The organism is Paenibacillus sp. FSL R5-0766 (assembly GCF_037971845.1).
GTDB lineage: Bacteria > Bacillota > Bacilli > Paenibacillales > Paenibacillaceae > Paenibacillus.
Genome location: NZ_CP150227.1, coordinates 2,229,591 through 2,253,481, shown reverse-complemented (window position 1 = coordinate 2,253,481; position 23,891 = coordinate 2,229,591). Strand labels below are relative to the sequence as shown.

The window sequence follows — 23,891 nt, the reverse complement described above, 5'->3', positions numbered from 1 at the left end:
CATAGCAGGAGCCAAAGAGAGAGGGGTGAATACAAATGGCAGCACTTCACGGGCAGCAAAACGCCTTCTACATCCCTTCTTCCGTAGAACAAGAGATGTCAAAGCACATGTTCCTTTCGCTGCCGCAAGAAGCCTGCGGGGTTATGCTGGGTGAAACCGCAGCGGGCGGTATACGAATCAGTCGGTTTCAGCCCATTCGTAACGTAGCACCTGACCCGCTGCACCATTTTACTCTGGACGATGCCGAATGGATTCGGTGCGTATTCTCCGAGCCTAAGCTCGTTGGCATCTTCCATTCTCATCCGCAGACAAGGCCTGTTCCTTCCCTAGAGGACATGCAAGCTCTTCCGGCCTTCGCCGGTTTGATTCAGATATACCTCATCGGCTCACCTGACCTAACAAGTGGGTCGCGATCTCATATGCATCTGAACGGTTATCTGATTGAATCTTCGAAGGAATCGCAGGATTCGGCACAACACGTTGTGCCTTCATACAATCTGCTTCCCGTTCCGTTATGCGTGACTTAGCTGGGTATACAGATCACCCAAGGTCTCCACATTTTTACGAGTCATATCCTCCAAGTAGCAGGACCATAACTGTGCAGTCATTTTTGAATCTTCCAGTGCATGGTGACGTCCATAGATCGGAATCCCTCTGGATTCCAGCAATTCATCCAGACCATACCCCGGCCTGCTTGGTTCAAGCCAGCGGGCCAACATCATCGTATCGATTAAACGATGCGTCAGCCTTACCTTTGAAGTCCGCCACAGAGCAGCATTCAGAAAGGCTCGATCATGCGCACTTGCGTGTGCAATCAGAACATTTCCACCTACAAAAGACATGAAATCATGCAGCCCTTCCAGCAAAGTCGGTGCGTCCATCGTCATCTCCTGTGTAATACCTGTAAGTTCAGTAATATGTTCCGGAACCGCAGTCTTGGACTGCACCACCGTATAGAACTGCTCCCCTTCCAGTACCACACCACCATGGATACGGACCGCACCAAATGAGATAATCTCATCCCCATGCTGGGGCGAAAAACCCGTCGTTTCCAGATCAAATACAACTGCGTCCAGCTCATTTAGAGGCGTATGCAGAACCTCAGGTCTGCGCTGTTCTCTCATCATGGAGCGGATAAACGCCATGTGTTGCGCCGTAGGGGCTCCCATAATGGAAGCGATGGCGGAAGGAACCCCTCCCTGACGCAGCGAATTCCAGAATCCTGTATTGCCCCTTGCCGGCTCTCTCATGGACGTCTCCTTTCTGCAAAACGCAACTGTCTTTGCAAAGCACGATGCACTCGTCGTACCAACCCGAGCGTATCCCTGAGCTCATAATGAATCTGTTTTTGTTTCATCTGTTTCTCATCCAGGAACCCGCTGCTATGTTGCAAATCCCCCTGGATGACAACCGGCGTACTTCGGCGAAACTTCAAAGCGGCTATGAAGGCCCGCTGACATGCATCCAGTAATGTAAATGGAACAGCTTCAAGTGAAGTCAGTCTCTCCATTCTTTTTAACGTAGATGCCTCCTTGATCCCATGTTGCAAAGCCAAATAACGGGCACTGTTCACCAGCGGAATGTACAAACCATACTTGACATCAAATCCGCCTGCATGTTCACCAAATCGTTCTGTGACCACACGTCCAAGTACATTTAATGTAGCTTTATGTTTAACCGTATTGCGAAGAACTGCATCCGAAAGTTCAGGAACCAGTCTGAACTGTTCATAAAAACTCGTGATCCATTCCTCCGACAGACTTTGCTCACCTGCAACAAAACGCATGTCTGAAGCAATAATCAGATTACGAACGGGCTCCCAATTCAGATCCGAGCTCCAATCTGCTAATTGTTGCTTCCATGACGCCAGTGTTTTTCTCCAGAGCGGCTCAGAGCACATGACTTTGCCTTCGCATTTGGCGTAACCAATTTCTTCCAACATATCCGTCATTCGCTGTCCGAGCTGAGCAAAATATTCCTCTTTACCTTCATGCGGAGTATCGCTAATGATCATGCCATTATCCTGATCACTCCATAACGTTGCCTCTTCCCTGCCGGAACTGCCAAATACGATAAAGGCATAGGGGACGGGAGGTTGGCCGAAGCCTTCCTCAACCATCCCCTGAATGCATAACTCTACTGCTTTCCGTGCAATCCGGTCATGCAGTTCATTTACCGTATGGTACCACTCGATCGGCGACAAGGAAGCGGACAACAATTCCTGGAGCTCGGTCTGTAATATCACACGTGCCTGGCGCAGCTCTTGAGAAGACACCGCACCATCGATTCCCTGATAAGACCAGGAATAGTTTGTATACGAGATGGGTTCCATCATGTCCAGCCTCCTTGAAGCATGATTCAGCATCATTCACTTCAGGAGCTGAACGTACCACCATTGGATTTAGAATCTGCATTTTTCATTTGTTCTGGGTATCCGTAAGTACCGTGCTCACTGATATCCAGACCCATTGTTTCTTCTTCTTCAGTAACACGGATGCCCATGATTGCTTTCATACCGCCCAGAATAATGAAGGACATTACCAGTACGAAGGCAAAAGCACCTGCCAGACCTAAAAGTTGTACACCCAATTGGTGGAATCCACCGCCATAGAACAGACCCGCTTGACCTACACCGGCATTCTCGGCAAGTTCAGGAGTAGCGAACAAACCCGTGGAGATCGCACCCCACATTCCAGCAATACCATGCACGGAGAAAGCGTAGATTGGATCGTCAATTCCTTTACGATCGAAGTACTGTGCTGTGAAGAATGTGATGATACCCGCCAGAGCACCGATAACCAGCGCTGCCCAAGGTTCAACGAATGCACATGCTCCTGTAATCGCAACGAGTGCCGCAAGCACACCGTTTAACATGCTAGGAATATCAGACTTACCAAGTACTGCCCATGAGATCAACAGCGCAGCAACACCACCGGCTGCAGCAGCTACGTTAGTAGTCAATGCAACATAACCGAAGAATCCATCCCCCATGGCAGACAATGTACTACCTGGGTTGAATCCGAACCAACCGATCCAGAGGATAATAACCCCGAGTACGGAATACACTTGGTTGTGACCTGGAATGATGTTAGGTTTGCCGTCTTTGTTATATTTACCAATACGTGGTTTCAACAAGATGGTCGCTACCAATGCTGCAGTCGCACCAGTCAAGTGAACAACTGTCGATCCTGCAAAGTCTTGCATACCCAGCTCAGCCAACCAGCCGCCGCCCCATACCCAGTGAGCAACAACCGGATACATGATAATGGTATACAGTGTACCGAAAACAATATATACGCTCATCTTTGCACGTTCAGCCATACCACCGCAGGCAATGGCCAGAGATACCGCCGCAAAGGCGAGGTGGAATACGAATTTAATGGTCAGCGGAACATCCGAGAAAGCCAGTGATTCAAAGGAAGCCGCCATACTGTCTCCACTTAGGAAGAATCCGGTAGTTCCAAAAAATCCATTACCATTACCAAAGCCTAGACCAAAACCCAGTCCCCAGAAGGCAATAACTGAAATCCCCAATGTCAGGATGGTCTTACCCGCAATGTGTCCTGCATTCTTCATCCGTGTTGAACCCGCTTCGAGTAAAGCAAATCCCCCTTGCATCAAGAACACGAGTACCACAGCCAGAAACGTAAAGGCTGAGTTCAAACCACTTTGAAGTTCAATGTTAGTCGGACCCTCCGCAGCCGCAAATGCGCTGACCGGAAAAGCGAACAAAGTAAGCATTACTAACACGGAAACCAACCATTTCTTTCTCATATACCCCACTCCCTCTTATGTTAAGTTTCTTCACATAACGTGAAACTCTTAATGTCATTATAAGCAGAAGAGAGGAAAGTTGACAAGAGTATTTTCATCAAAACTGAAAATTATTTCTGGGAATAAAGTCATACGTCTTTTTCTTGCACTTAAGTACATAATCACATTCTATGAGCACATAGATATAGAAATGCAGTATGGTGATTGCCAAAGCATAACGTTTGACTGTACGGTTAAAGATCATGTATCATACTCATTAGTAAGAAAAATTGGGCGTAGTCTAGAAATTCACAAGTGGAAACTACAATTCCCTACATTTGAACTTGCAAGCGAGGTGAATATCATTGGGGATATGAAACTTTTTCGGATTGGCGAACTTGCCAAGACCGCTGGTGTTAGTGAACGGACGATTGATTATTACACAAAGCTTGGACTAATCTCTCCCGAAGAACGTACACAAAAAAATTATCGTCTCTATAGTAATGAAACTTTAACGAGGCTTGAACGTATTGTACAGATGAAACAAGAGAAGTATAGTCTCGACGAGATTAAGCAATCTCTTGAGAAGTGGCGTCTGGTTAGTACAGAAGAACAGGTTGCCAGCAAATTGACAACATTGGAGCTTCATGTACAACAACTTGAGCGAGAGGTTAACGAGCTCAAACCGCTACTTGGAGAGATGAAACCTGTACAAGCACGTAAAATGATGGCAGGACTCCTCACCAAAAGTGCCGGTACAATGGAGGCACTAAAAATTTTGCTTGAGAACACCATGATGTAGCTTATTCTTAGAAAGCGGAGGAATGAATATGAGTTTTAATAACGGTATGTTCGTATTGATCATTATCGCCTTTTTGCTCTCTTTATGGGCGCAATTTCGCGTTAAAGGTACGTTTAGACGTTGGTCGGAGGTACCGAACCAGAACGGAATGACTGGTTACGATGCCGCTCGCCAGATGCTTGATGCTAACGGTCTGCATGATGTTCCAATTGAACCCGTACGCGGCACACTCTCTGATCACTACGATCCGATCAATCGGGTTGTACGTTTATCAGAACCAGTATATTACGAAAACTCTATCTCAGCTGTTTCGGTAGCGTGTCACGAAGTTGGCCACGCCATTCAGCATAAAGAAAGTTATCCAATGCTGGCACTGCGTCACCGGATTTTCCCCATTGTGAACTTTGCATCCGGATTAGCTCCATTCTTGTTGATTGCAGGATTCATCTTCAATGCCATGAACCTTGTAGGTATCGGTATCATCTTCTTCTCCGTAACTGTAGCATTCCAACTCATCACTTTACCGGTTGAGTTCAATGCAAGTAATCGCGCTAGAGAGATTATGGTATCCGAAGGGTACATCCGTAATGAAGAAGAAAAAGGGGTTGCAAAGGTTCTGAATGCCGCAGCCTTGACTTACGTTGCTGCCGCGTTGATCTCACTGCTTGAGTTGATTCGTTACATCGGAATCTTCAACAGCCGCGATTAATTGGGTACCTAATAAAACAAAAAACAATACCCCACCGTTAATCGGATGGGGTATTGTTTTGTTGTAAACCGAAATAATCAAGCAAGAATGAACGAAAGGACTGAGCAACCAGCGGCAGTTTATCATGAGCACGATGAATTAACCCGATAGTTCGCGTTACTTTTGGATGGGAGATGGCCACATGTGCCGGTTGTAACGGATTCGTCTGGAATAACGCCATCTCAGGCAGCAGACTGACCCCCATGCCCGCAGCGACCAATCCGCGGATGGTGTCGGTCTCTTCCCCTTCAAAAGCGATCTTGGGTGTAAAACCAGCTTCCAGACAGGCATGCCACACAATAGGACGAAGAGAATAACCTTTGCTGAATAATACGAACTTATCATCCTTGAGCTGTTCAAGTGCAATTGTCTCTTCACCAGCTAACGGGTGATTAGGAGGAAGGATGGCATGTAATTCTTCCGTGAGTACAATATCGCCATCTACTTGATCATGCTTCTCTGGAAAAGGAGAAATGAATGCCAAGTCTACCTCACCCGATAACACATCACGAATCAGTGTAGGGAACATCCCCTGCTTGAATCTGAATTTCACGTTGGGGTAACGCTGACGGAAAGCAGCCACCACGGAAGGAATAAGATGAATCCCCAGGCTATGCGGAAATCCAATTCGAATCTCTCCATGCTCCGGGTCCAGAAACTCATGAACTTCCCCGACTGCCTTGTCCAAATCTTTTAATATACCTTCAATTCGTTTGCAAAAAAGCTGCCCCACTGCAGTCAACTGCAGATTTCGCCCCTTTTGCATAAAAAGATCCACGCCCAGTTCTTCTTCCAGCTGATGAATCTGACGACTCACCGCCGACTGTGCCACATGCAACTCTTCAGCAGCCTGTGTTACATGTTCTTTCTGTGCCACTTTCAAAAAGTAATGCAACTGTCTTAATTCCACTCGCCTGATCGCTCCAATCTGTTATACCCTACTTATCCTTGATTGCATTCCATCTTGAGAACGTTCTGACTACCGCTTTAAGCTGCGGGGTTTCCACAATCTAATCAACAGTCCGTAAATAAAGAATCCACCCAACAATCCCCCAAGGTGTGCCATCCAATTGATGCCCGACATGGCGAAGGAGAATATGATTCCGAACAAAAGCAACGTGTACATCGTTTTGCGCGAAGCCTCGTCCATCATTGTTCGCTGGAACAGTGCTACATACAGGAATGCACCATAGACGGCATAGATCGCTCCTGAAGCCCCTACCGAGATGGTAATACTCCCAACCGAGTTGTACCACGCAACAGCAAGAATATTACCCAATACACCTCCACCCAGGTACAATACACCATACCTTACCGACCCAAGCAACCGCTCCATCGGTGGTGCAAATACGATTAACGCAAAGCTGTTAAACAATAAATGACTGAAGCCCGCATGCAGGAACATGGATGTAATGTAACGCCACCATTCATGTGCGAACAGTTCATGATTCGTAAGTGCCCCGAATTTCAGCAGCACCATATTGTTCGTTGATCCACCGTTCACCGTTAACACAATAAACATGACTACATTGGCAATTAAAAAAAGCGACGTCAAAGGGAAATACTTCAAATAACCTTTCCAGTTCTCATAGCGAATAAATATCATAAATTTCTTCTTTCACTCCACCCTGTTCAGATCGGACTTACATCTCTGATCCATCGTAATGGTACATGCCCGAATTGGACAATGCCTTTCATAAAAGATTATAATGGATTTTGGCACGGATCACCAATTTATAAGGAGGAACATTATTATGACACAAGAACGTACAGGCGCAGCCACATTTAAAGGCAACCCTATTACATTGATCGGACCCGAACTGAAAGTGGGCGATCAAGCACCTGATTTTACACTGAGCAAGAACCTGGTTGAGGATGCTTCCCTGAAAGACTTCGCAGGCAAAATCAAATTAATCAGCGTTGTTCCTTCCCTGGATACTGGCGTATGCGATGCGCAAACTCGTCGTTTCAACGTGGAAGCTGGAGAACTCGGAGACAATGTTGTTGTCTTGACAGTAAGCGTTGACCTTCCGTTCGCTCAGGCTCGTTGGTGTGGAGCAGCTGGTGTTGACCGCGTAGTTACATTGTCAGACTACAAAACACGTTCTTTCGGTGAAGACTACGGCGTTCTGATCAAAGAATTCCAACTCGACATGCGCTCCATTTTTGTTTTGGATGCCGAAGACCGGATTACATATGTGGAGTATTTGCCTGAAATGACAGACTCCCCTAACTTCGAACAAGCGATTGCTGCTGTAAAAGCTTTGCTGTAGAAGTTATCATACGTTCAGAACAAAAGCGAGGAAGGTTAACCTTCACTCGCTTTTTGTTATTTATCATCTATTTCAATCATTTGCTTTATACTTGCTTAGCTTTTTATCCAGTACAGAGAATAAGTTCATAATCGTGCGATAATTGGAACCCAAGTCTCCAAGTGAACCACGTGAAGCTGAATACATATCCACCGCACTGCGAACAGGACTTACTGAGATAATGGAAACTGTAATATCCATCGTCCGTCCAAAGGTAGTCCGCTTCTCCAGAATAACTTCTCCAACAGAAGGCACTTCATGCAGCACTTTATAACCCGGAATCTTTTTGAGTGTCGAAGAGACCTCTTCCCAGGCTCTGTCTTTGGATAAGTTATAATACCGTGTTTTTAATTTGGGATCCTTGGCTCGATCGCTGGTCCCCTCCATGCTGCGGATGATACCGACGAGCGTTCTCTTTAAGGTCAAGACCCTTCCTCCTTTGAATGTAACCGTTCCATTTATGTATCTTAGTGTAACATTGTTCAAGTAGTAACAAAAGGGCAAGCATCATATTTATCGTAAAACCAATCAAAAACATTCATTACAACTTAAAAACACCCTGAAATTCCTTCTGAAGAGGAAAAGTCAGGGTGCTGTACATAAGATTTAGGAACCCGCCTATGCCGTCCGGCTACATTGTCTTATGAACCTGCTTGGCAGGTGGGTGACCGCAAAAATGCTTTTTGAAGTCCCCATGTCGTATAGACAGGGCTTTTCAGCAACATTCTGTGTTGATCTCCCGAAGACATCATCATTGGTTCAAAACAACGAATAACCGAAACGTACATCGCAGGATGTACAATTATTATATCCCTAACTGTGTAAAAAGTAAATGCCGATCCATCATGTTTTATTTTTGCAATGTAATGTTTTTGTCGTCTGATGGCTCAGATGTTTCACCATTCTCTGCTGATTGTTCAGCCAGCGCAGCAGCTTCCTCTTCTTCCTTCTTGAGTTGCATCTTCTCCATCTGCTCCTGCATCTTGTTGAAGGTTGCGTAGAAGTTAAAGAAAGCGAACCAAGCAATGATGCTGATAATGAAGAAAACAAACAAGACCGGATAACGGAAACCGATGTAGAACAGCAATCCACTTCCCAGCAATGTGGAAAATACACGGAATGGTCTGATCAGCGTAAGCAATACCGCGTTTTTGATAATGAGTCCGATGGACATATGATAGTGAACAACCATCGAGAAAAAGTTAAAGAGTGATACAAATAACAAGAGAAGCAGTACTAACATGATGATTCCCACGAGCTGCATATTGCGGAACTGCGTCATGTACACGGTATAATCCAGATACATAATCGCGAACAGCAGTGTGTAAAAAATGCCCCCAATTAAACTTTGCTTGTAGTTTTCCTTGTAACCTACAAAGAAAGTACGGAAGATCGGTACATCCGTATCGCCCATATTCCATTTACGAACAACCGTAAACAGCGCCGAAGTCGCCGGGAACAGTGTAAGCGGTGCCACAATAGCTATAGCCCAGTTCATTTGCAATGATTCATTTGCGAGGTTCTGCTGCATCACGAGCAGTTTCATAATCAAGAAAAACAAGAACGGAGACGAACAAATAGCCCACAACAGATTGGTTGCGGCCAGTCTCGTAATCCACTCTGTAAGCCGGTAGATCCCACCCATAGCTCCTTTAAATTCCAAACATTTCTCCTCCTCTGCAGCCTTGCGAATTACCTGAAGTCTAATATTAATATACCTTATTATAGATAGGAAAAGCCAGTACTTCCCGAAAAGAGATCTTCATTGTCCTTGGCTAGCGCTTCTGGCCGCTTCTGGCAGTGAAATAAAATGATACAGTCACTTTGAAAATAAAAAAATGGAGCAGTTGCCCGCTCCATTTTTTCAGATCATACGTTTATATTACTCGAAAGAAGAATCTTTCGCAGGACGACGTCCTTCGTTGCTGCTTGGGCGCGGTTTGCGGTCACGGTTGTAACCACCTTCTCTGCTTCCACCGCCAGTGCTGCTGCCGCTGTTACGATCACGGTTGTAACCGCCACGTCCGCCACCACTGCTGTTGCGATCGCGGTTGTAACCTCCACCACTGCCGCCGCTACCACTTGTGCGGTTACCGCTGTAACCTGATGGTTTACGTCCGCCAGAGCGAACATCCGGTTTACGACGTTTTGCACGGATTGGATCTTCAGGAGTCAGATCAACTTGAGCATCTTTCTTGTCACCTGTCAGGAGCTTCAGTGCAGCCGACAACAGTTGAACAGAATCATATTGCTCAAGCATTTGAATCGCGATACCTTTGTATTCGTTCAGTTCACCTGATTGTACGATTTCCAGCAAACGTTCTGCTGTCAAACGTTGTTTACCTTCAACCGCTTCTGCCATTGTTGGCAGTGGTTTACGCGGAATACGGTGACGTGTTACACGCTCGATGAAGTGCAAGTGATCAATCTCACGCGGTGTAACGAAGGACCAAGCAGCACCCTCTTTACCCGCACGACCTGTACGACCGATACGGTGAACATAGCTCTCCGGATCTTGCGGAAGGTCAAAGTTAACAACGTGAGTTACGCCAGATACGTCGAGACCACGTGCAGCCACGTCTGTTGCAACGAGTACGTCAATGCTGCCGTCACGGAACTTACGCATTACCGCATCACGTTGATTCTGGGACAAGTCACCATGAAGACCGTCTGCAGAATATCCACGTTTTTGCAAAGCTTCAGCCAATTCGTCAACACGACGTTTTGTACGTCCGAATACGATCGCCAGTTCAGGAGATTCCATATCCAACAAACGGCTCAATGCTTCGAATTTTTGACGCTCAGGTACTTCGATATAGGATTGGTCAATCAATGGTGCACTAACATGTTTCGGAATCACAGAAATGTGTTCAGGATTGTTCAAGAATTGTTGTGCCAATTTTTGAATGTTAGGAGGCATTGTTGCTGAGAACAGCATGGTTTGGCGCTCGTCTGGAACTTGTTTCAGGATGGATTGGATATCCTCCATGAAACCCATGTCGAGCATTTCATCTGCTTCATCCAGTACAACAGTTTGTACATCATCTAGTTTGATTGTTTTGCGGTTGATGTGGTCAAGGAGACGTCCAGGTGTACCAATGATGATCTGTGGTTTTCTTTTCAGTGCACGGATTTGACGCACGATATCTTGTCCGCCGTAGATTGGCAGGGAGCGAAGACCTTTGAAGCGAGTAAGTTTTTCGATCTCTTCAGCAACTTGAATTGCAAGTTCACGTGTAGGTGCCATAATAAGGGCGCGGATTTTCTCGTCACTTTTTGAGATTTTGCTGATCAACGGAATACCGAATGCAGCTGTTTTACCCGTACCTGTTTGAGCTTGACCAATCAAATCTCTGCCTTCGAGTGCCAAAGGAATCGCTTTGGATTGGATCGGTGTTGCTTCTTCAAACCCGAGCTCAGTGATGGCTTGCAGCACCAGTGGTTCAAGATTGAAATCTGTAAAGTTTAAATTTGTCAAAATTATTCATGCTCCTTTTATATGGTGGACATGGTGGACAATCCACTTTGTTGTCTGTATTCTTAAGTAGCGTTAATATTTATAGGGTATCCCAACGGGACGAATTATTTTCACTAACGAATATAATTCCATGAATGGGTCCCCAACATAAGACTAAAACTACATACATGTGTTTGAAACATTTCAAAATTTTATTGCTCCATTTAGGAAAAGTTTCCTACTCAAGAATATCCACAAATTATTATATCACAAAACAATTCAAGATTACCAGCAATCTGGTTTTAAATATAAATGAGGTGATTAAATTGCCCAAAATAATTTGGCACTCTTTAGTGATCATTTTGGGTGCTGCAGCTATTGCCTGCGGCTTTAACTGGTTTTTGGTCCCCCATCAGCTTTTAAGCGGCGGGGTATCCGGTATTTCAATGCTTCTGGGTTATTTTACGACTTTGAATCTTAGTATAATGTATTTTGTTCTTAACATTCCCCTGCTCATTGCAGGTTGGTTTATTCTTGGACGACGCTTCATTACATTAAGTATTCTTTCGGTAGCAGCCACTTCCTGGTTCATTGCGCTTCTGCCTGTTTTTGCTGTGGCTACAGACCCTTTACTTAGTTCTGTATTTGGCGGTGTGCTTATTGGAATGGGCACAGGCGTTTCCTTCCGAGTCGGCGGCTCCACAGGAGGACTCGACATTGTTGGGTCCATTTTCACGCGTAAACGTGACTTTCCGATTGGTACAGTCATGGCCGGCATGAATGGTTCGATCATTATGCTTGCCGGTTACCTGAGTGACAATTGGAATACAGCCTTGGCTTCCATGGTATCCATTTATATTACAGGCAAAGTGCTTGATCTGATCCATATCAGTCACGTCAAAGTAACACTGTACATCATTACTAACGAAACCGAAGCCATGTTAAAAAAATTACTTGTTCGGCCTCGTGGAGTTACCAAAATTAAGACTCAGGGAGCATACACGGATATTGAAAAGGACATGCTCATGACCGTAACCACCCGCTACGAGTTGGTTGAAATTAAACGTATTATCAAGGAGACTGATCCAAACGCTTTTGTTAACATTGTGGAAACGGTTGGTGTTATGGGCTCATTCCGCAGAAGTTGAGACACCTGTACGGTTAACAATTCACAACATTGTGGTATAATAACGGTGTACGGCTCCTAAATATGTTGTATAGCAGGTTCAACCCTTCAATTTCACAGGCCATATGCTTTCCCGAATCGCGCCGAATGACTTACCATTTTGGAATTCGAGTAGGAAAGGGTGATTATTGTGGATATGGAAACGGTAAAACTGTTTGAGATCGTCAACAGATGGTGCCCGGAAATGCTCCCTTTCTTGAAACCGAATGAACTCGACTCACTGATTGTCCTCCGGGATGGGCTGGGCATCCTGGAACAGGGAGACGCAATGGAAATCATTCAGTACAGTATTTGTGAGCATCAAAATGAGATTTACATTCAATAATTTTTTTCAGATTGATCACGCCGCTTCTTGCAGGGGATTTCCTCAGCAGGAAGCGGTTTTCATTTTTCCCATGTGTTTCATTACTTGATTAATATGGTTAAAAGCCCAGAGGCTTTAATGTATAATTCATACATGGAATGCACACATAAGGGAGTGGAAATGAATGAACATGTTTTGGGCTTTACTGGCTATGGCCTTTGGAGGCTTTGGTGTTGCTCCGGCAGTGGCAGATCAGGGAAATCCTCAATTCCAATCGTTAACCAACAGTTTTAACACCGCAATTATCCAATCTCAAAAAGATCAGGTTGTTATTGATGCCGATAATCCACCTGCTAAAACCGACCCACAACCTGATGCCCCCGTGGTCAAAGGTATCTATGTAACGGCATACAGTGCCGGCGGCGCACGCATGAAAGAATTGCTGGAGCTGACAGACAGTACAGAACTGAATGCCATGGTCATTGATATCAAAGACGATCTTGGATACATAACTTATCCCACAGAAAACAAAGCGCTCCAGAAAATGGGTAAATCCCAACCTTTTATTCGGGATATCGATGCCTTGATGAAACGATTGCAAAAACACGAGGTCTACCCGATTGCACGTGTCGTTGTATTCAAAGACACAATTCTTGCGAAAAAGAACCCAGAGCTTTCTTTCCGCAACAAGGATGGATCGGTTTGGGCAAATGGCAAAGGCGACAGCTTCGTGAATCCGTACAGCAAGGAAGTATGGGACTATAATATCGAAATCGCCAAGGAAGCGGCCAAGCTTGGATTCAAAGAGATTCAATTTGACTACGTTCGTTTCCCGGAAGGTTTTGAAACTCGTGCTGATGTACTCAAATACACCAAATCTGACAAGTCCCGGGTCGATGTTGTAGCTGAATTCGTGCAATATGCACGCAAAGAGCTGGCACCGTTAGGTGTGCGTGTCTCGGTTGATATTTTCGGTTATGCAGCTTCCGTACCTGCGGCTGAAGGCATTGGACAGGATTTTGTTAAAATATCCGAAAATGTGGATGTCATCTCACCGATGGTATACCCTAGTCACTATTCAACTGGTTGGTATGGGGTCAAGGACCCTGATAAAGATCCTTACACAACCATTAAGGGCTCCATGGAAGACACGCATAAGAAACTGGACCCTACTAAGGAGCTTAAACCCGTCATACGCCCGTGGATCCAGGATTTCACAGCAAGCTGGCTGGGCAGTGGACATTATATCAAGTATGGCAAGAAACAAGTGGAAGACCAGATTAGAGCGATGAAAGACATGGATGTGCATGAATATCTGCTCTGGAATGCCTCCAACCGTTATACATCAGATGTACAATATAAGTAATCCGCACTCTTTCATACTTCTTATTTCATCCAACCTCGTTCTGCTTGAAGCGGAGCGAGGTTTTTTGGTGTTCATTTTTCTCGGTGCGCCTCTCCTCTGTATCTGTCCCTATCCAAAACGGACAAAATCCACTACAATGTATAGCTGTCCAGACATGACACTTGGATGACATCTCTTTAGAATAGCGAGGCACTGCCAGTGAACATGAACACAACAAGTTTTTCCCAAAAAGTGAAGCAATTCCTGATTATATTTTTGCCCATCTTCACCACTCAAATCGCCCTCTCTGCCATGTCGTTCTTTGACACCAATATGTCAGGCAAGTTTTCTCCGGCCGACCTTGCAGGAGTTGCGATTGGCACAAGTCTGTGGATGCCCGTTCAAACTGGACTAAGCGGGATTCTAATCGGTATTACACCTGTTGTTTCCCATCTGCTGGGTTCCAAACGTAATGATCAGATCGGGTATAACGTCATCCAGGCGCTGTATCTTGGAATTGCGGTCAGTCTCGTCGTAATCGGAGCCGGGGCGTTGTTACTTGGCCCTATACTAAACGGAATGCCTTTGGAACCTCGGGTTGCCCAAGTTGCCTTCTATTTTTTGTGCGCACTTGCTTTTGGCATTATCCCACTCTTCGGATATACGGTGCTGCGCAGCTTCATGGATGCACTTGGTCAGACACGGACTACGATGTTCATTACGTTGGTCTCCCTGCCCGTTAACATCTTACTAAATTATCTGCTGATATTCGGCCGCTGGGGTTTCCCCCAATTGGGCGGTGTTGGTGCCGGTGTGGCTACAGCATGTACATACTGGCTGATCTTTCTTATTAGTCTCTTTTTTGTCCATCGGGTCGAACCATTTGCCCAATACGGCATTTTCCGTCAGTGGACGCGTGTTTCCTTGGCCAAGTGGAAAGAGTTACTCAAAATCGGGGTACCCATCGGATTCGCGACTTTTTTCGAAACGTCCATCTTTGCTGCTGTGACTTTAATGATGAGCCGTTTCGATACCACAACAATTGCTGCCCACCAGGCGGCGCTGAATTTCGCTTCTACGCTCTACATGTTACCTGTGAGCATATGTATGGCTCTTACCATCCTTGTGGGCTTCGAGGCAGGTGCCGGGCGTCTGAGAGACGCCAAACAATACAGCCTGCTTGGAATAGGTGGGGCCATTGGGCTATCACTGCTGACAGCCATCGTGTTGATTGTGTTCGGTGAACAGATTGCAGGCGTGTATTCAAACGATCGAGAGGTCATTGCACTTACGCAGCATTTCCTTATCTACGCCATCTTCTTTCAGATCTCGGATGCAATTGCCACACCGACTCAAGGAGCATTACGTGGCTACAAAGATGTTAATCCGGCTTTGATCATTACGTTTGTAGCATATTGGATCATTGGTCTGCCTGTAGGTTACCTAACAGCTACGTATACTTCACTCGGCGCCTTTGGATACTGGATCGGCCTCATTGCCGGTCTTGCTGCAGGAGCAACAGCGCTTCTCTGGAGACTCTTTCGGGTACAAAAACAAGCGGCACTCCGTAACGCGTAACATCGGAACACTCACTTACTTTGGAAAACAACAAAAAGAGCACAATCCTCGTCAATGCGGGATTGTGCTCTTTGTTTTTGAATCGAATTATTATTGGGACAAACGTTGTGCAAGCTGGTACGTTTCCATATCGAAATCTTTTTTTGTGTTAACCACTTTATCAATATCTGTCAGGGTAAGTTCACCCTTGATAATGCCACAACCTTTGTCTGTCTCGCCTGCAATCAGACTGCGAACAGCGAAGTCGCCCAGACGGCTTGCCAGGTTACGGTCGAAAGGTGTTGGCGTACCCCCACGCTGAATGTGACCCAGAACGGTTACACGTGGCTCATACGTTGGGCAACGTTCCATCAGTTCTTTTGCTACATCTTCACCCTTGCCCACGCCTTCAGCAACGATAATAATACTGTGGCGTTTGCCATGTGCAAAGTTAGCTTTCATACGGTCAGCCACTTCGTCCATGTCAAACGGAACTTCCGGTACAAGAATCGTTTCAGCACCCGAAGCAAGTCCGGCATGCAGAGCGATATCCCCACAGTGACGACCCATAACTTCCACGATGGAAGAACGTTCGTGTGAAGACATCGTATCACGTAATTTGTTTACTGCATCAACTACTATGCTTACAGCTGTATCAAATCCGATGGTATAGTCGGTGAATGAAACATCGTTATCAATCGTTCCTGGCAGACCCATGGTGTTAATGCCCAGCTTGCTCAGTTTGTTTGCTCCGTTGTAAGAACCATCCCCACCGATAACAACCAGACCGTCAATGCCACGTGCACGCAGAATGTCCGCACCTTTTTGCTGACCTTCAGCGGTATAGAACTCCTTGCAACGTGCTGATTGAAGAACCGTTCCCCCACGTTGGATGATATCCCCTACACTCCGCAAATCCATTGGGAAAATGTCATTATTCAAAAGACCCTGGTATCCACGTTGAACTCCATATACTTCGAGACCGTGAAACAGTCCGCTGCGAACAACCGCACGAACAGCCGCGTTCATCCCCTGTGAATCACCACCGCTCGTTAATACTGCGATTTTCTTTACTGCTGTCATGATGTTTCTTCCTCCTCTAGTTTCACTTCAGGCTCCGCAATATCACACCTGACTTACATATTTTTTCGTATCCAGCGACTGAAAATGAAGAAAAATATTCTTGTGATCGGACTATTTTTCAGCAGACGTTTGGATACGACGCGAACTTCCTGTTGTTCGCTGACTTTGGGATCAGACAGGTAAATGGCTATCAGTCCTTCGATGATCATCCGGTGAAAGGAGCTTCCCGGAATCTTCTGTACATCACTGCGTGCCATCTCGACAATAAAAGCAATTCGGTCCAGCATTGTCTCCACATTCTCATAATAGTTGCAGAAGTTGAGATCTCCCCCGATGCGGTCCTCATCCTGATCAATTAAATAATCAAGCATAATGTGCAGTGCGCATACATGTGGGAAATAGGCCGTGTGGATCGAGGCCGCTTGCTCTTCAGTCAACTGATCGTCACTCGCAGCCAGAAACAGCATGAAAACGCCCAGTGTAGAGCCAGTCGCAGCAGCGAATTCGTTCCAACGAAACTGAGGTGTGCGATGACGATGCTCCGACCACCATTCGAGCAGTGCCGTTTCTCTCAGTTCCGGCTTGATATGCTTATATACCTGCAGGTCCGTGTATAGGCCTGCCAGATCCTGAATTTGGGGCTTGGCGGACGTATAGCCTGGTAACTGACGGGTCAGTTCCTGACATGTGGTCACCAGATTCCGCAGATATCCACCATCATCCTGCTCCTCACGGAGGGCATAATAATTGACGGGAATTGCTTCGGGATCTACCGCATCAAGCATGGATTGATGGAGAAGACGAAAGTCATCCGGGTCCATCGAGGTGCTGCGGTCGCACAGATTGTCCAAATAATCACTAATAGTTTGATAAGAAACGATCAGCGGAATGAGAATGTGTCTGTTGGGCAAATCAGCTAAAGCGTAGACGGTTCCGCCTTCACAGTGAAACTGTTTATCCTTCAGACTGGCAAGTGCCTGTGTACGCAATTCCTCATTCGGAATCGCCTCAGCTTGAGCACGCCATCCATTCAGTGCCTTCCGTGTTTCCGGAATGGTGTATTTGTACACCCCTCTCATCAATGCCAGCGGTCCACGCGGATATTGATGACGTTTTCGATTTGATTGGCTCAAAATAAATGTGCCTCCACTTGGTTGAATACGTATTAGAGCGATTTTTAACCATTCCTATTATAATATGATCCCCTTAATTGTACAAATGATCTACCGCATATTCCGCATAAAAAATCGCATCGGCGTTCAAAGCTTTGTGATATACTATCCATATTTCATCCATCAAAGGAGTCGTTGACATGTCGTCAAGTGAATCACTTTCGTGGAGACGGTTATTTTCTTTTTTTGTGCCACTCGGCATTTCCGCCTCTCTCGTCACCATTTCTCACGTCATCATAAACAGCACATTAGCACGTTCCGCTCATCCCGAGACGGTTATTGCCAGCTATGCCATCGCCGGTAGCTTGTTAACCCTCACGGAACGCCCCTCCACCCTGCTGCGGCAAACCTGTTCCGCACTGGTTCGCGATCGCCTTTCCTTTCAGGCCCTCACGTTTGTGACCAAAATATTTCTTGCCTGTGTGCTTCTCATTGGGTTTCTCATCGTATACTCTCCCGTTGGTACCGGGGTGTTCAAATACCTGTTTGGTGTAAGTCCGGATCTGCTGACCAAAGTCATCGACGTATATGAAATTCTCATGTATGTGAGCATCTTTTCAGTGATCCGCAACATCTATCAGGGGATCATCATTACGAATAACCGCACCAAGTGGTTAACCATTGGGATGGTATTCCGTTTAGCTGGAATGTACGGCCTTTCCCTCTATTTCATATACACAGACAGCATTGACAGTGGACGTGTAGGCGCTATCATTTTTGCTGCTGGCATGATGATTGAAGCGCTCGTCAGCTTTCTGGAGGGAAACAGCATCAAGCGCAAAATGCCAGCCAAGCTTGAGGATCATCCCGTCGAGAGCAAGGGAGACGTATTTCGTTTTTATAAGCCGCTGCTGTTATCCAGCTTTGTAGCGCTGTTCATAGGACCGGTTATTAACATCGTACTGGGCAAAACGACCGGGATCGCACTAGCCATTTCATCCTTTGCCATAGCAAGCAGTCTGATGCAGTTGATGCTAAGCTTCTTTACATACATCCATCAGATCGTGCTGAATTTCTACCTTGTGGACGCCAAACTGGTACGAAAATTCGCACTTGTCACCGGATTTATTCCGTTTGCGATGATGGTGTCGATTGCCTATACCCCCTTGGGACCATGGGTACTCGAAAATGTCATGAGCGTTCAGGGCGAACTGTTGAGACAAAGTCTGTGGACGCTGCGTGCGTTTGTCTTATTTCCGCTGATCTTCCCTTTTCTGGATTTCAGCAATGGCCTCATTCTGCTTCGCGGTCAGACAAAAACGATGTTTCGTTCGCAAACGGCGAATGCAATCTGCACGGTAATTGTGCTGCTTATACTGGTTAGTATTTTCCCAGCGTGGAACGGCATGATTGGCGCTGTGGCCCAATCCCTTGGCCTGCTCGCCGAACTTGTCATTGTCTGGCTTGTCATCCGGCGCACGAAGCAAGAACCTACGATGTTCGTGCCTAAAGCCCGTAAATCAACATCCCTGAAAGGGTAATAAAATCATTGAATTGTTATCAGGATTGGAGTCTCTCATCATGAAATTAAGTCACAACGCCCGCCCGGACCAGAACTGGCTGCGGGCTCTCATGTTCACCATCTTTGGTTCCACCGTTCTGGTGGTATCCTACTTCCAGCTTTACTTCAGTCATCTGGGCTTCAGTCGGGCTGAGATTGGATATCTCTACGGAATTGGCCCCCTCATCTCCGTGTTCTCCAATATGTTCTGGAGCATGGCCAGCGACCGCTACCAAACAGTACGCAAAGTGATGATCATTCTGCTTGGTGGTCAATTGATCACAGGGATCATGCTTGCCAACGCAACAACTTTTGGACAGGTATTTGTACTCGTGACCTTGTTTTACTTTTTCTATTATCCGGTCTATCCCCTCTCCGATACGATGGCTATTACAACCGCCAGCAAGTATGGTCGAAATTTCACTTCCATTCGAGTCTTCGGATCGATCGGTTATGCGTTCTTTGCATTAAGTATCGGGTATTTCCTTGGATCTTTCGGTCCAGGATGGACGATATGGCTTTGCGTCGGTCTTGCTGCCACTACATTATTGATCAGTTTTCAATTGAAGGATCAACCTTCGGGGAGCAGTAGCAAAATGGACCTATCGGGGTTATGGGCTATTCTGAAACGCAGAGATGTGCTCACCTTTTTTGGCTGTGTATTTTTGCTTGCCATGGGACATCGGATGAACGAAGCTTTTCTTACCATCACACTGAAAGAACTGGGTGCCAGTGAGGGACTGATCGGTTGGTCTTTGCTGATCTCTTCCGTAAGTGAAATCCCCATATTTCTACTACTCAGCAAGTATGGAAACCGTTATAAAGAACTGCCGCTAATCGCTTTTGCTGCTCTGATGTATACAGTTCGTTTGCTTCTTATGTCCATATCCGATACACCAGCAGCTGTCGTTGCGATTCAGACGATGCACAGTGTTACCTTTGGTATTTTCTACGTTACGGCGGTCCGTTATATTATTCGTCTAGTTCCGGACGGTTACAGAGCTACGGGTATGGCTTTGTTCACCATTGTCTGGTCCAGTGCTTCGGGACTTCTTAGTGGAACGTTGGGCGGACTGTTGCTGGAACATGCAGGCAGACAAACTTTCTATCTTACCGCTATGGCTTTCTCCCTGGCTGCACTGATTGGTTTCGGATTAAAGTTATGGTCCAGCATGACCAATCGTGTATCCTGAACACATAGGGAACATACATCATATTCAACCGTTATTTACACTGAAAATTTTAGAATCAAAAAAAGCACAGCCTCCCTTGGGGGACTGTGCTTAGGTTCTAATATTCAGCTATAAATTTATAATATATAAGAAGTCCGTTAGCCGGATAAATTCTTACAGTTTGTTTACGTTAGCTGCTTGAGGACCACGGTTTCCATCAGTGATTTCGAATTCTACCGCTTGACCTTCTTCCAATGTTTTGAAGCCATCTCCTTGGATTGCGGAGAAATGTACGAATACGTCCTCGCCGCCTTCAACTGAAATAAAGCCATAGCCTTTTTCTGCGTTAAACCATTTAACTGTACCTTTCAAATGAAAAACCTCCTAAAAATATCGCCATCTATGGCGAATACCCTTATTATACTTTATGGCCTTCCATTTTGCAATTTATCTTTCCATAAATGTCGAAAAAATTTGCTTTGAATCGTAGGGTACGGTATCATTTTACCAAAACCGTTAGTTTGGAGACTACCTATGATAAAAAAACATGAAATATACAAAACAGACAAGTGGAATATGATGACCGTAGAAGTTCAAGGCAAATATCTCGTACTGCGAGAAATTTCGGAAGAGTGGGGCGAAGAATGCCATACTTTCCTTAGCCGTCCTGCATTAATGCACTGGGCTGAACGCCGTTTCCCAAAAGCAGATTTTGAGAACCGTGAGGATGAATGGCGTCAATTGATGGCTGCCTTCAAAGGGGTCTAACCCATGCAGCTTGACTCAAGCAATGTCGTCATCTTTATTATCCTCGCCTTCTCCCTTGGTATTGTGCTTATTCTGGGACGCAATTCCATCCCGGATCGACTGAGACGGGGAATGGCGCTTATTGCTACCCTGCTCATTTGTTTCGCCTTTTTCCTGATCGTTTATTTTCTGTATAACATGGGAACCTAATCACGGGGACCCAGATATTCAAATATTTCAACGCGCCTAAGGTCATACTATACGAGATTATTCGTATCGTAAGGAGGAAGGCCGTTGAAATACCAGAAATCGCTATCTGTTATCCTGGTACTTAGTCTGATTCCTTCGTCTCTCTCCGCACAAGCAAGCGAGACGAAGGCAGCTTCGTCCATACATTCATCAGATCATCAAAGGAGGATTTCCATGAGTCAATTATTGAAACGTTCCGAGGTGCCTGCTGAGCATAGCTGGAAACTGGAAGATTTATTTGCCGATCAGAAAGCCTGGGATCAGGAATATGAAGAAGTATCGTCTTTGACCAAGAAGGCCTCCGAATTCCAAGGCAAACTGAATCAACCCGATGTACTCAAATCTTGCTTCGAATTTGAAGATGAGATCAGCCTCAAAATAGAACGTCTTTTTGTGTACGCACGTATGCATCAAGATGAAGACACAGCGAATCCTACATATCAAAACCTGTCCCAAAAAGCCCAGAAATTAGGCGTACGGGTTGGTGAAGCACTTTCTTTTGTCACACCGGAGATTCTCTCCCTGCCGGATGATCAGTTGGACGCATTTATTGCGAACGAAAAACTTTCTGCTTATACATTTACCCTGGAAGAGATGAAACGCGAAAAAGCCCACGTTCTTAGCCAAGCAGAAGAGGCTTTGCTTGCACAGGTAGGCAACCTTTCACAAGCACCACAGACAATCTTCAGCATGCTGAATAACGCTGACCTCAAGTTCCCAAGAATCAAGGATGAACATGGTAACGAAGTTGAGCTGACACACGGCAGCTACATTCAGTTCCTGGAGAACCCTAACCGTGAAGTTCGCGAACGTGCCTTCAAAGCGGTATACGAAACGTATGCCAAACAAAAGAACACAATTGCAGCTGCCTTGAATGCAAATGTAACCAAAAATATGTTCTATGCTAATGTTCGGAAGTATCCTTCCGTGATGGAAATGTCCCTATATGGAGATAACATCCCAACGGATGTGTATACCAATCTGGTAGAAACCATTCATGAGAGCCTTCCGTTATTACATCGTTATATGGACCTGCGCAAAAAGTTGCTGGGTGTGGATCAATTGCACATGTACGATCTGTTCGCTCCACTCGTAGACGAATACAAAATGGATATTACCTATGAGGAAGCGAAACAAACGGTTAAAGACGGTCTGAAACCACTCGGCAAGGACTATGCTGACGCATTGCAGACTGGATATGATAACCGCTGGATCGATATATATGAGAATGAAAATAAACGTTCAGGCGCATATGCCTGGGGCGCTTACGGCACTCACCCGTATGTCTTGTTGAATCACAAAGATAACCTGAACAGCATGTTCACACTCGCACATGAAATGGGTCACGCTCTGCATTCACATTACTCGGATACAACACTTCCGTATCGTGATGCCCAGTACACCATCTTCCTGGCTGAGGTTGCATCCACAACCAACGAAGCGTTACTGATGGATTATCTGCTTAACAAATCAACAGATCCAAAGGAAAAATTGTATCTGTTGACCTATTATGCCGACCAATTCCGTACAACGGTATTCCGTCAGACCATGTTTGCTGAATTCGAGAAAATTATTCATGAACGTGCGGAACAAGGTGACGCATTAACACCACAATTGTTATCCGAGATCTATTATGATCTGAACGTTAAATATCACGGAAAAGACATGGCTGTTGACAAAGAAATTGAAATGGAATGGGCTCGTATTCCCCACTTCTATAACAGCTTCTACGTTTACAAATATGCTACAGGCTTCTCCGCAGCAACAAGCTTTTCCAAGCAAATCCTGGAAGAAGGCCAACCGGCTGTTGACCGATATCTTGGCTTCCTGAAGAGTGGTGGCAGTGATTACTCCATCAACATTCTGAAAAAAGCAGGTGTGGATATGTCTACACCACAGCCAATTCGTGAAGCTATGAGTGTGTTCAAGGAACTGATTGAACAGATGGAGCAACTAACCAAATAAGGTTATCTTTCCATGTGACCTGCATCCCTTGCCCGTTCGGGCAGGGGATTTTATCATCATTGCAAGATGCAACATACCCGAATATGGGTAATGCATATCTAGTTCTCAATTGTTCAACAAGGAGGCAACACCATGAAAATGCAATGGGCACTCATAGCAGGTCTTGTTTTTGCACTGCTCACGGGAATCTTTGCGGTTATTAATGTGGATTCCGTACAAGTCAACCTGTTATTTAACACGGTACAAATCCCGCTGATCTTGCTCATTCTCGGCTGTACCCTGATCGGTGGAATTATTGTAGGGTCATATGGCATCTATCGCCAATACAGACTGCAACGTGAAAATAAACAACTGAAATTGCGTGTATCTGAATTGGAAAGTTCCGCGACAAGCAAATCTTCATTGGATTCTTTCAATTCGATGGATTCGCTTGACTCAAATAAATCCGATAGCCTATTGGAGAAGGATTCGATCCAGAGTCAGCGCAAAGGAAACCCTACGGGAACACTGTAACCAATCAGAGACAGCCTGCTGGCGA

The 23,891-nt window shown here is 45.6% G+C and carries 25 protein-coding genes and 1 other RNA gene; 14 read left to right on the top strand and 12 right to left on the bottom strand.

Annotation, left to right across the window (positions count from 1 at the left end):
- The first annotated feature begins 35 nt into the window (after positions 1-35).
- Positions 36-527 carry a Mov34/MPN/PAD-1 family protein gene (locus MKY66_RS10260; RefSeq protein ID WP_076209019.1) on the top strand — a complete coding sequence of 164 codons (492 nt, stop codon included), beginning with the start codon at positions 36-38 and terminating at the stop codon, positions 525-527.
- On the opposite strand, the gene MKY66_RS10255 is transcribed toward MKY66_RS10260, so the two are convergent.
- From MKY66_RS10255 to MKY66_RS10245, 3 genes are read right to left on the bottom strand one after another with little or no spacing between them, the layout of a single operon-like run.
- Entirely contained in the window at positions 513-1,250 is a 738-nt protein-coding gene (locus MKY66_RS10255) for an exonuclease domain-containing protein (RefSeq protein ID WP_076209020.1), read from the bottom strand. The two genes, MKY66_RS10260 and MKY66_RS10255, sit on opposite strands and share 15 nt — an antisense overlap.
- On the bottom strand, positions 1,247-2,335 hold the full coding sequence (locus tag MKY66_RS10250) for a DUF294 nucleotidyltransferase-like domain-containing protein (protein ID WP_143760259.1): 1,089 nt from the start codon (positions 2,333-2,335) through the stop codon (positions 1,247-1,249). Before MKY66_RS10250 ends, MKY66_RS10255 begins: the two co-directional genes overlap by 4 nt.
- Before the next feature lie 38 nt (positions 2,336-2,373).
- Entirely contained in the window at positions 2,374-3,774 is a 1,401-nt protein-coding gene (locus tag MKY66_RS10245; protein ID WP_076209021.1) for an ammonium transporter, read from the bottom strand.
- A gap of 352 nt (positions 3,775-4,126) precedes the next feature.
- On the opposite strand from MKY66_RS10245, the gene MKY66_RS10240 reads away from it, so the two are divergent.
- Complete coding sequence (locus tag MKY66_RS10240) at positions 4,127-4,555, top strand: MerR family transcriptional regulator (protein ID WP_076209500.1); 429 nt, start codon at positions 4,127-4,129, stop codon at positions 4,553-4,555.
- Between the two features lie 28 nt (positions 4,556-4,583).
- The gene (locus tag MKY66_RS10235) at positions 4,584-5,264 is read left to right on the top strand and encodes a zinc metallopeptidase (protein WP_036609646.1); all 681 of its coding nucleotides are present in this window, start codon (positions 4,584-4,586) and stop codon (positions 5,262-5,264) included.
- Between the two features lie 37 nt (positions 5,265-5,301).
- On the opposite strand, the gene MKY66_RS10230 is transcribed toward MKY66_RS10235, so the two are convergent.
- Complete coding sequence (locus tag MKY66_RS10230; protein ID WP_036609648.1) at positions 5,302-6,213, bottom strand: LysR family transcriptional regulator; 912 nt, start codon at positions 6,211-6,213, stop codon at positions 5,302-5,304.
- Positions 6,214-6,282: 69 nt separating this feature from the next.
- Complete coding sequence (locus MKY66_RS10225) at positions 6,283-6,909, bottom strand: rhomboid family intramembrane serine protease (RefSeq protein ID WP_036609651.1); 627 nt, start codon at positions 6,907-6,909, stop codon at positions 6,283-6,285.
- Between the two features lie 148 nt (positions 6,910-7,057).
- Between MKY66_RS10225 and tpx the strand changes: the two genes are divergently transcribed.
- Positions 7,058-7,576 carry a thiol peroxidase gene (gene tpx, locus MKY66_RS10220; protein ID WP_036609653.1) on the top strand — a complete coding sequence of 173 codons (519 nt, stop codon included), beginning with the start codon at positions 7,058-7,060 and terminating at the stop codon, positions 7,574-7,576.
- 72 nt (positions 7,577-7,648) lie between these two features.
- Here tpx and MKY66_RS10215 read toward each other — a convergent pair whose 3' ends face one another.
- From MKY66_RS10215 to MKY66_RS10200, 4 genes are all read right to left on the bottom strand, one after another.
- Complete coding sequence (locus MKY66_RS10215) at positions 7,649-8,041, bottom strand: DUF1499 domain-containing protein (protein ID WP_017689382.1); 393 nt, start codon at positions 8,039-8,041, stop codon at positions 7,649-7,651.
- 181 nt (positions 8,042-8,222) lie between these two features.
- Positions 8,223-8,414: non-coding RNA, 6S RNA (gene ssrS / locus MKY66_RS10210), on the bottom strand.
- Between the two features lie 51 nt (positions 8,415-8,465).
- Entirely contained in the window at positions 8,466-9,278 is an 813-nt protein-coding gene (locus tag MKY66_RS10205) for a DUF624 domain-containing protein (protein ID WP_017689383.1), read from the bottom strand.
- Positions 9,279-9,497: 219 nt separating this feature from the next.
- Positions 9,498-11,093, bottom strand: coding sequence for a DEAD/DEAH box helicase (locus MKY66_RS10200; protein WP_076209022.1), 1,596 nt, complete (start codon positions 11,091-11,093; stop codon positions 9,498-9,500).
- 305 nt (positions 11,094-11,398) lie between these two features.
- Between MKY66_RS10200 and MKY66_RS10195 the strand changes: the two genes are divergently transcribed.
- The 4 genes from MKY66_RS10195 (at position 11,399) to MKY66_RS10180 (ending at position 15,485) form a co-directional block, all read left to right on the top strand.
- The gene (locus tag MKY66_RS10195; RefSeq protein WP_076209023.1) at positions 11,399-12,220 is read left to right on the top strand and encodes a YitT family protein; all 822 of its coding nucleotides are present in this window, start codon (positions 11,399-11,401) and stop codon (positions 12,218-12,220) included.
- Between the two features lie 174 nt (positions 12,221-12,394).
- The gene (locus MKY66_RS10190) at positions 12,395-12,583 is read left to right on the top strand and encodes a hypothetical protein (RefSeq protein ID WP_029880762.1); all 189 of its coding nucleotides are present in this window, start codon (positions 12,395-12,397) and stop codon (positions 12,581-12,583) included.
- Positions 12,584-12,746: 163 nt separating this feature from the next.
- A complete protein-coding gene (locus MKY66_RS10185; RefSeq protein WP_076209024.1) occupies positions 12,747-13,928 on the top strand; it encodes a putative glycoside hydrolase in 1,182 nt (393 codons plus the stop codon).
- Between the two features lie 204 nt (positions 13,929-14,132).
- Positions 14,133-15,485 (top strand): MATE family efflux transporter, encoded by a 1,353-nt coding sequence (locus MKY66_RS10180; protein WP_076209501.1) that lies wholly within the window; start codon positions 14,133-14,135, stop codon positions 15,483-15,485.
- A 90-nt stretch (positions 15,486-15,575) separates the two neighbouring features.
- Here MKY66_RS10180 and pfkA read toward each other — a convergent pair whose 3' ends face one another.
- The gene (gene pfkA, locus MKY66_RS10175) at positions 15,576-16,547 is read right to left on the bottom strand and encodes a 6-phosphofructokinase (RefSeq protein ID WP_076209025.1); all 972 of its coding nucleotides are present in this window, start codon (positions 16,545-16,547) and stop codon (positions 15,576-15,578) included.
- 53 nt (positions 16,548-16,600) lie between these two features.
- Positions 16,601-17,680 (bottom strand): tetraprenyl-beta-curcumene synthase family protein, encoded by a 1,080-nt coding sequence (locus tag MKY66_RS10170; RefSeq protein ID WP_017689390.1) that lies wholly within the window; start codon positions 17,678-17,680, stop codon positions 16,601-16,603.
- Between the two features lie 179 nt (positions 17,681-17,859).
- Between MKY66_RS10170 and MKY66_RS10165 the strand changes: the two genes are divergently transcribed.
- A complete protein-coding gene (locus tag MKY66_RS10165) occupies positions 17,860-19,200 on the top strand; it encodes a multi antimicrobial extrusion protein MatE (protein WP_076209026.1) in 1,341 nt (446 codons plus the stop codon).
- A gap of 40 nt (positions 19,201-19,240) precedes the next feature.
- Entirely contained in the window at positions 19,241-20,413 is a 1,173-nt protein-coding gene (locus MKY66_RS10160) for an MFS transporter (RefSeq protein ID WP_076209027.1), read from the top strand.
- A gap of 153 nt (positions 20,414-20,566) precedes the next feature.
- Here the strand turns inward: MKY66_RS10160 and MKY66_RS10155 are convergent, their stop codons facing one another.
- Entirely contained in the window at positions 20,567-20,764 is a 198-nt protein-coding gene (locus MKY66_RS10155; RefSeq protein ID WP_017689394.1) for a cold shock domain-containing protein, read from the bottom strand.
- Positions 20,765-20,926: 162 nt separating this feature from the next.
- Between MKY66_RS10155 and MKY66_RS10150 the strand changes: the two genes are divergently transcribed.
- The 4 genes from MKY66_RS10150 (at position 20,927) to MKY66_RS10135 (ending at position 23,866) form a co-directional block, all read left to right on the top strand.
- Entirely contained in the window at positions 20,927-21,160 is a 234-nt protein-coding gene (locus MKY66_RS10150) for a hypothetical protein (RefSeq protein ID WP_017689395.1), read from the top strand.
- Between the two features lie 3 nt (positions 21,161-21,163).
- Positions 21,164-21,349, top strand: coding sequence for a hypothetical protein (locus tag MKY66_RS10145; protein ID WP_047842378.1), 186 nt, complete (start codon positions 21,164-21,166; stop codon positions 21,347-21,349).
- Positions 21,350-21,562: 213 nt separating this feature from the next.
- On the top strand, positions 21,563-23,353 hold the full coding sequence (pepF, locus tag MKY66_RS10140) for an oligoendopeptidase F (RefSeq protein WP_076209028.1): 1,791 nt from the start codon (positions 21,563-21,565) through the stop codon (positions 23,351-23,353).
- Between the two features lie 132 nt (positions 23,354-23,485).
- A complete protein-coding gene (locus MKY66_RS10135; RefSeq protein WP_076209029.1) occupies positions 23,486-23,866 on the top strand; it encodes a lipopolysaccharide assembly protein LapA domain-containing protein in 381 nt (126 codons plus the stop codon).
- Positions 23,867-23,891: the final 25 nt, after the last annotated feature.

Coding starts and splice junctions, on each gene's coding strand:
- MKY66_RS10260 (WP_076209019.1), top strand. CDS start 36: ATGGCAGCACTTCACGGGCAGCAAAACGCCTTCTACATCCCTTCTTCC.
- MKY66_RS10255 (WP_076209020.1), bottom strand. CDS start 1,250: ATGAGAGAGCCGGCAAGGGGCAATACAGGATTCTGGAATTCGCTGCGT.
- MKY66_RS10250 (WP_143760259.1), bottom strand. CDS start 2,335: ATGATGGAACCCATCTCGTATACAAACTATTCCTGGTCTTATCAGGGA.
- MKY66_RS10245 (WP_076209021.1), bottom strand. CDS start 3,774: ATGAGAAAGAAATGGTTGGTTTCCGTGTTAGTAATGCTTACTTTGTTC.
- MKY66_RS10240 (WP_076209500.1), top strand. CDS start 4,127: ATGAAACTTTTTCGGATTGGCGAACTTGCCAAGACCGCTGGTGTTAGT.
- MKY66_RS10235 (WP_036609646.1), top strand. CDS start 4,584: ATGAGTTTTAATAACGGTATGTTCGTATTGATCATTATCGCCTTTTTG.
- MKY66_RS10225 (WP_036609651.1), bottom strand. CDS start 6,909: ATGATATTTATTCGCTATGAGAACTGGAAAGGTTATTTGAAGTATTTC.
- tpx (WP_036609653.1), top strand. CDS start 7,058: ATGACACAAGAACGTACAGGCGCAGCCACATTTAAAGGCAACCCTATT.
- MKY66_RS10190 (WP_029880762.1), top strand. CDS start 12,395: ATGGAAACGGTAAAACTGTTTGAGATCGTCAACAGATGGTGCCCGGAA.
- MKY66_RS10185 (WP_076209024.1), top strand. CDS start 12,747: ATGAACATGTTTTGGGCTTTACTGGCTATGGCCTTTGGAGGCTTTGGT.
- MKY66_RS10180 (WP_076209501.1), top strand. CDS start 14,133: ATGAACACAACAAGTTTTTCCCAAAAAGTGAAGCAATTCCTGATTATA.
- pfkA (WP_076209025.1), bottom strand. CDS start 16,547: ATGACAGCAGTAAAGAAAATCGCAGTATTAACGAGCGGTGGTGATTCA.
- MKY66_RS10165 (WP_076209026.1), top strand. CDS start 17,860: ATGTCGTCAAGTGAATCACTTTCGTGGAGACGGTTATTTTCTTTTTTT.
- MKY66_RS10160 (WP_076209027.1), top strand. CDS start 19,241: ATGAAATTAAGTCACAACGCCCGCCCGGACCAGAACTGGCTGCGGGCT.
- MKY66_RS10150 (WP_017689395.1), top strand. CDS start 20,927: ATGATAAAAAAACATGAAATATACAAAACAGACAAGTGGAATATGATG.
- MKY66_RS10145 (WP_047842378.1), top strand. CDS start 21,164: ATGCAGCTTGACTCAAGCAATGTCGTCATCTTTATTATCCTCGCCTTC.
- pepF (WP_076209028.1), top strand. CDS start 21,563: ATGAGTCAATTATTGAAACGTTCCGAGGTGCCTGCTGAGCATAGCTGG.
- MKY66_RS10135 (WP_076209029.1), top strand. CDS start 23,486: ATGAAAATGCAATGGGCACTCATAGCAGGTCTTGTTTTTGCACTGCTC.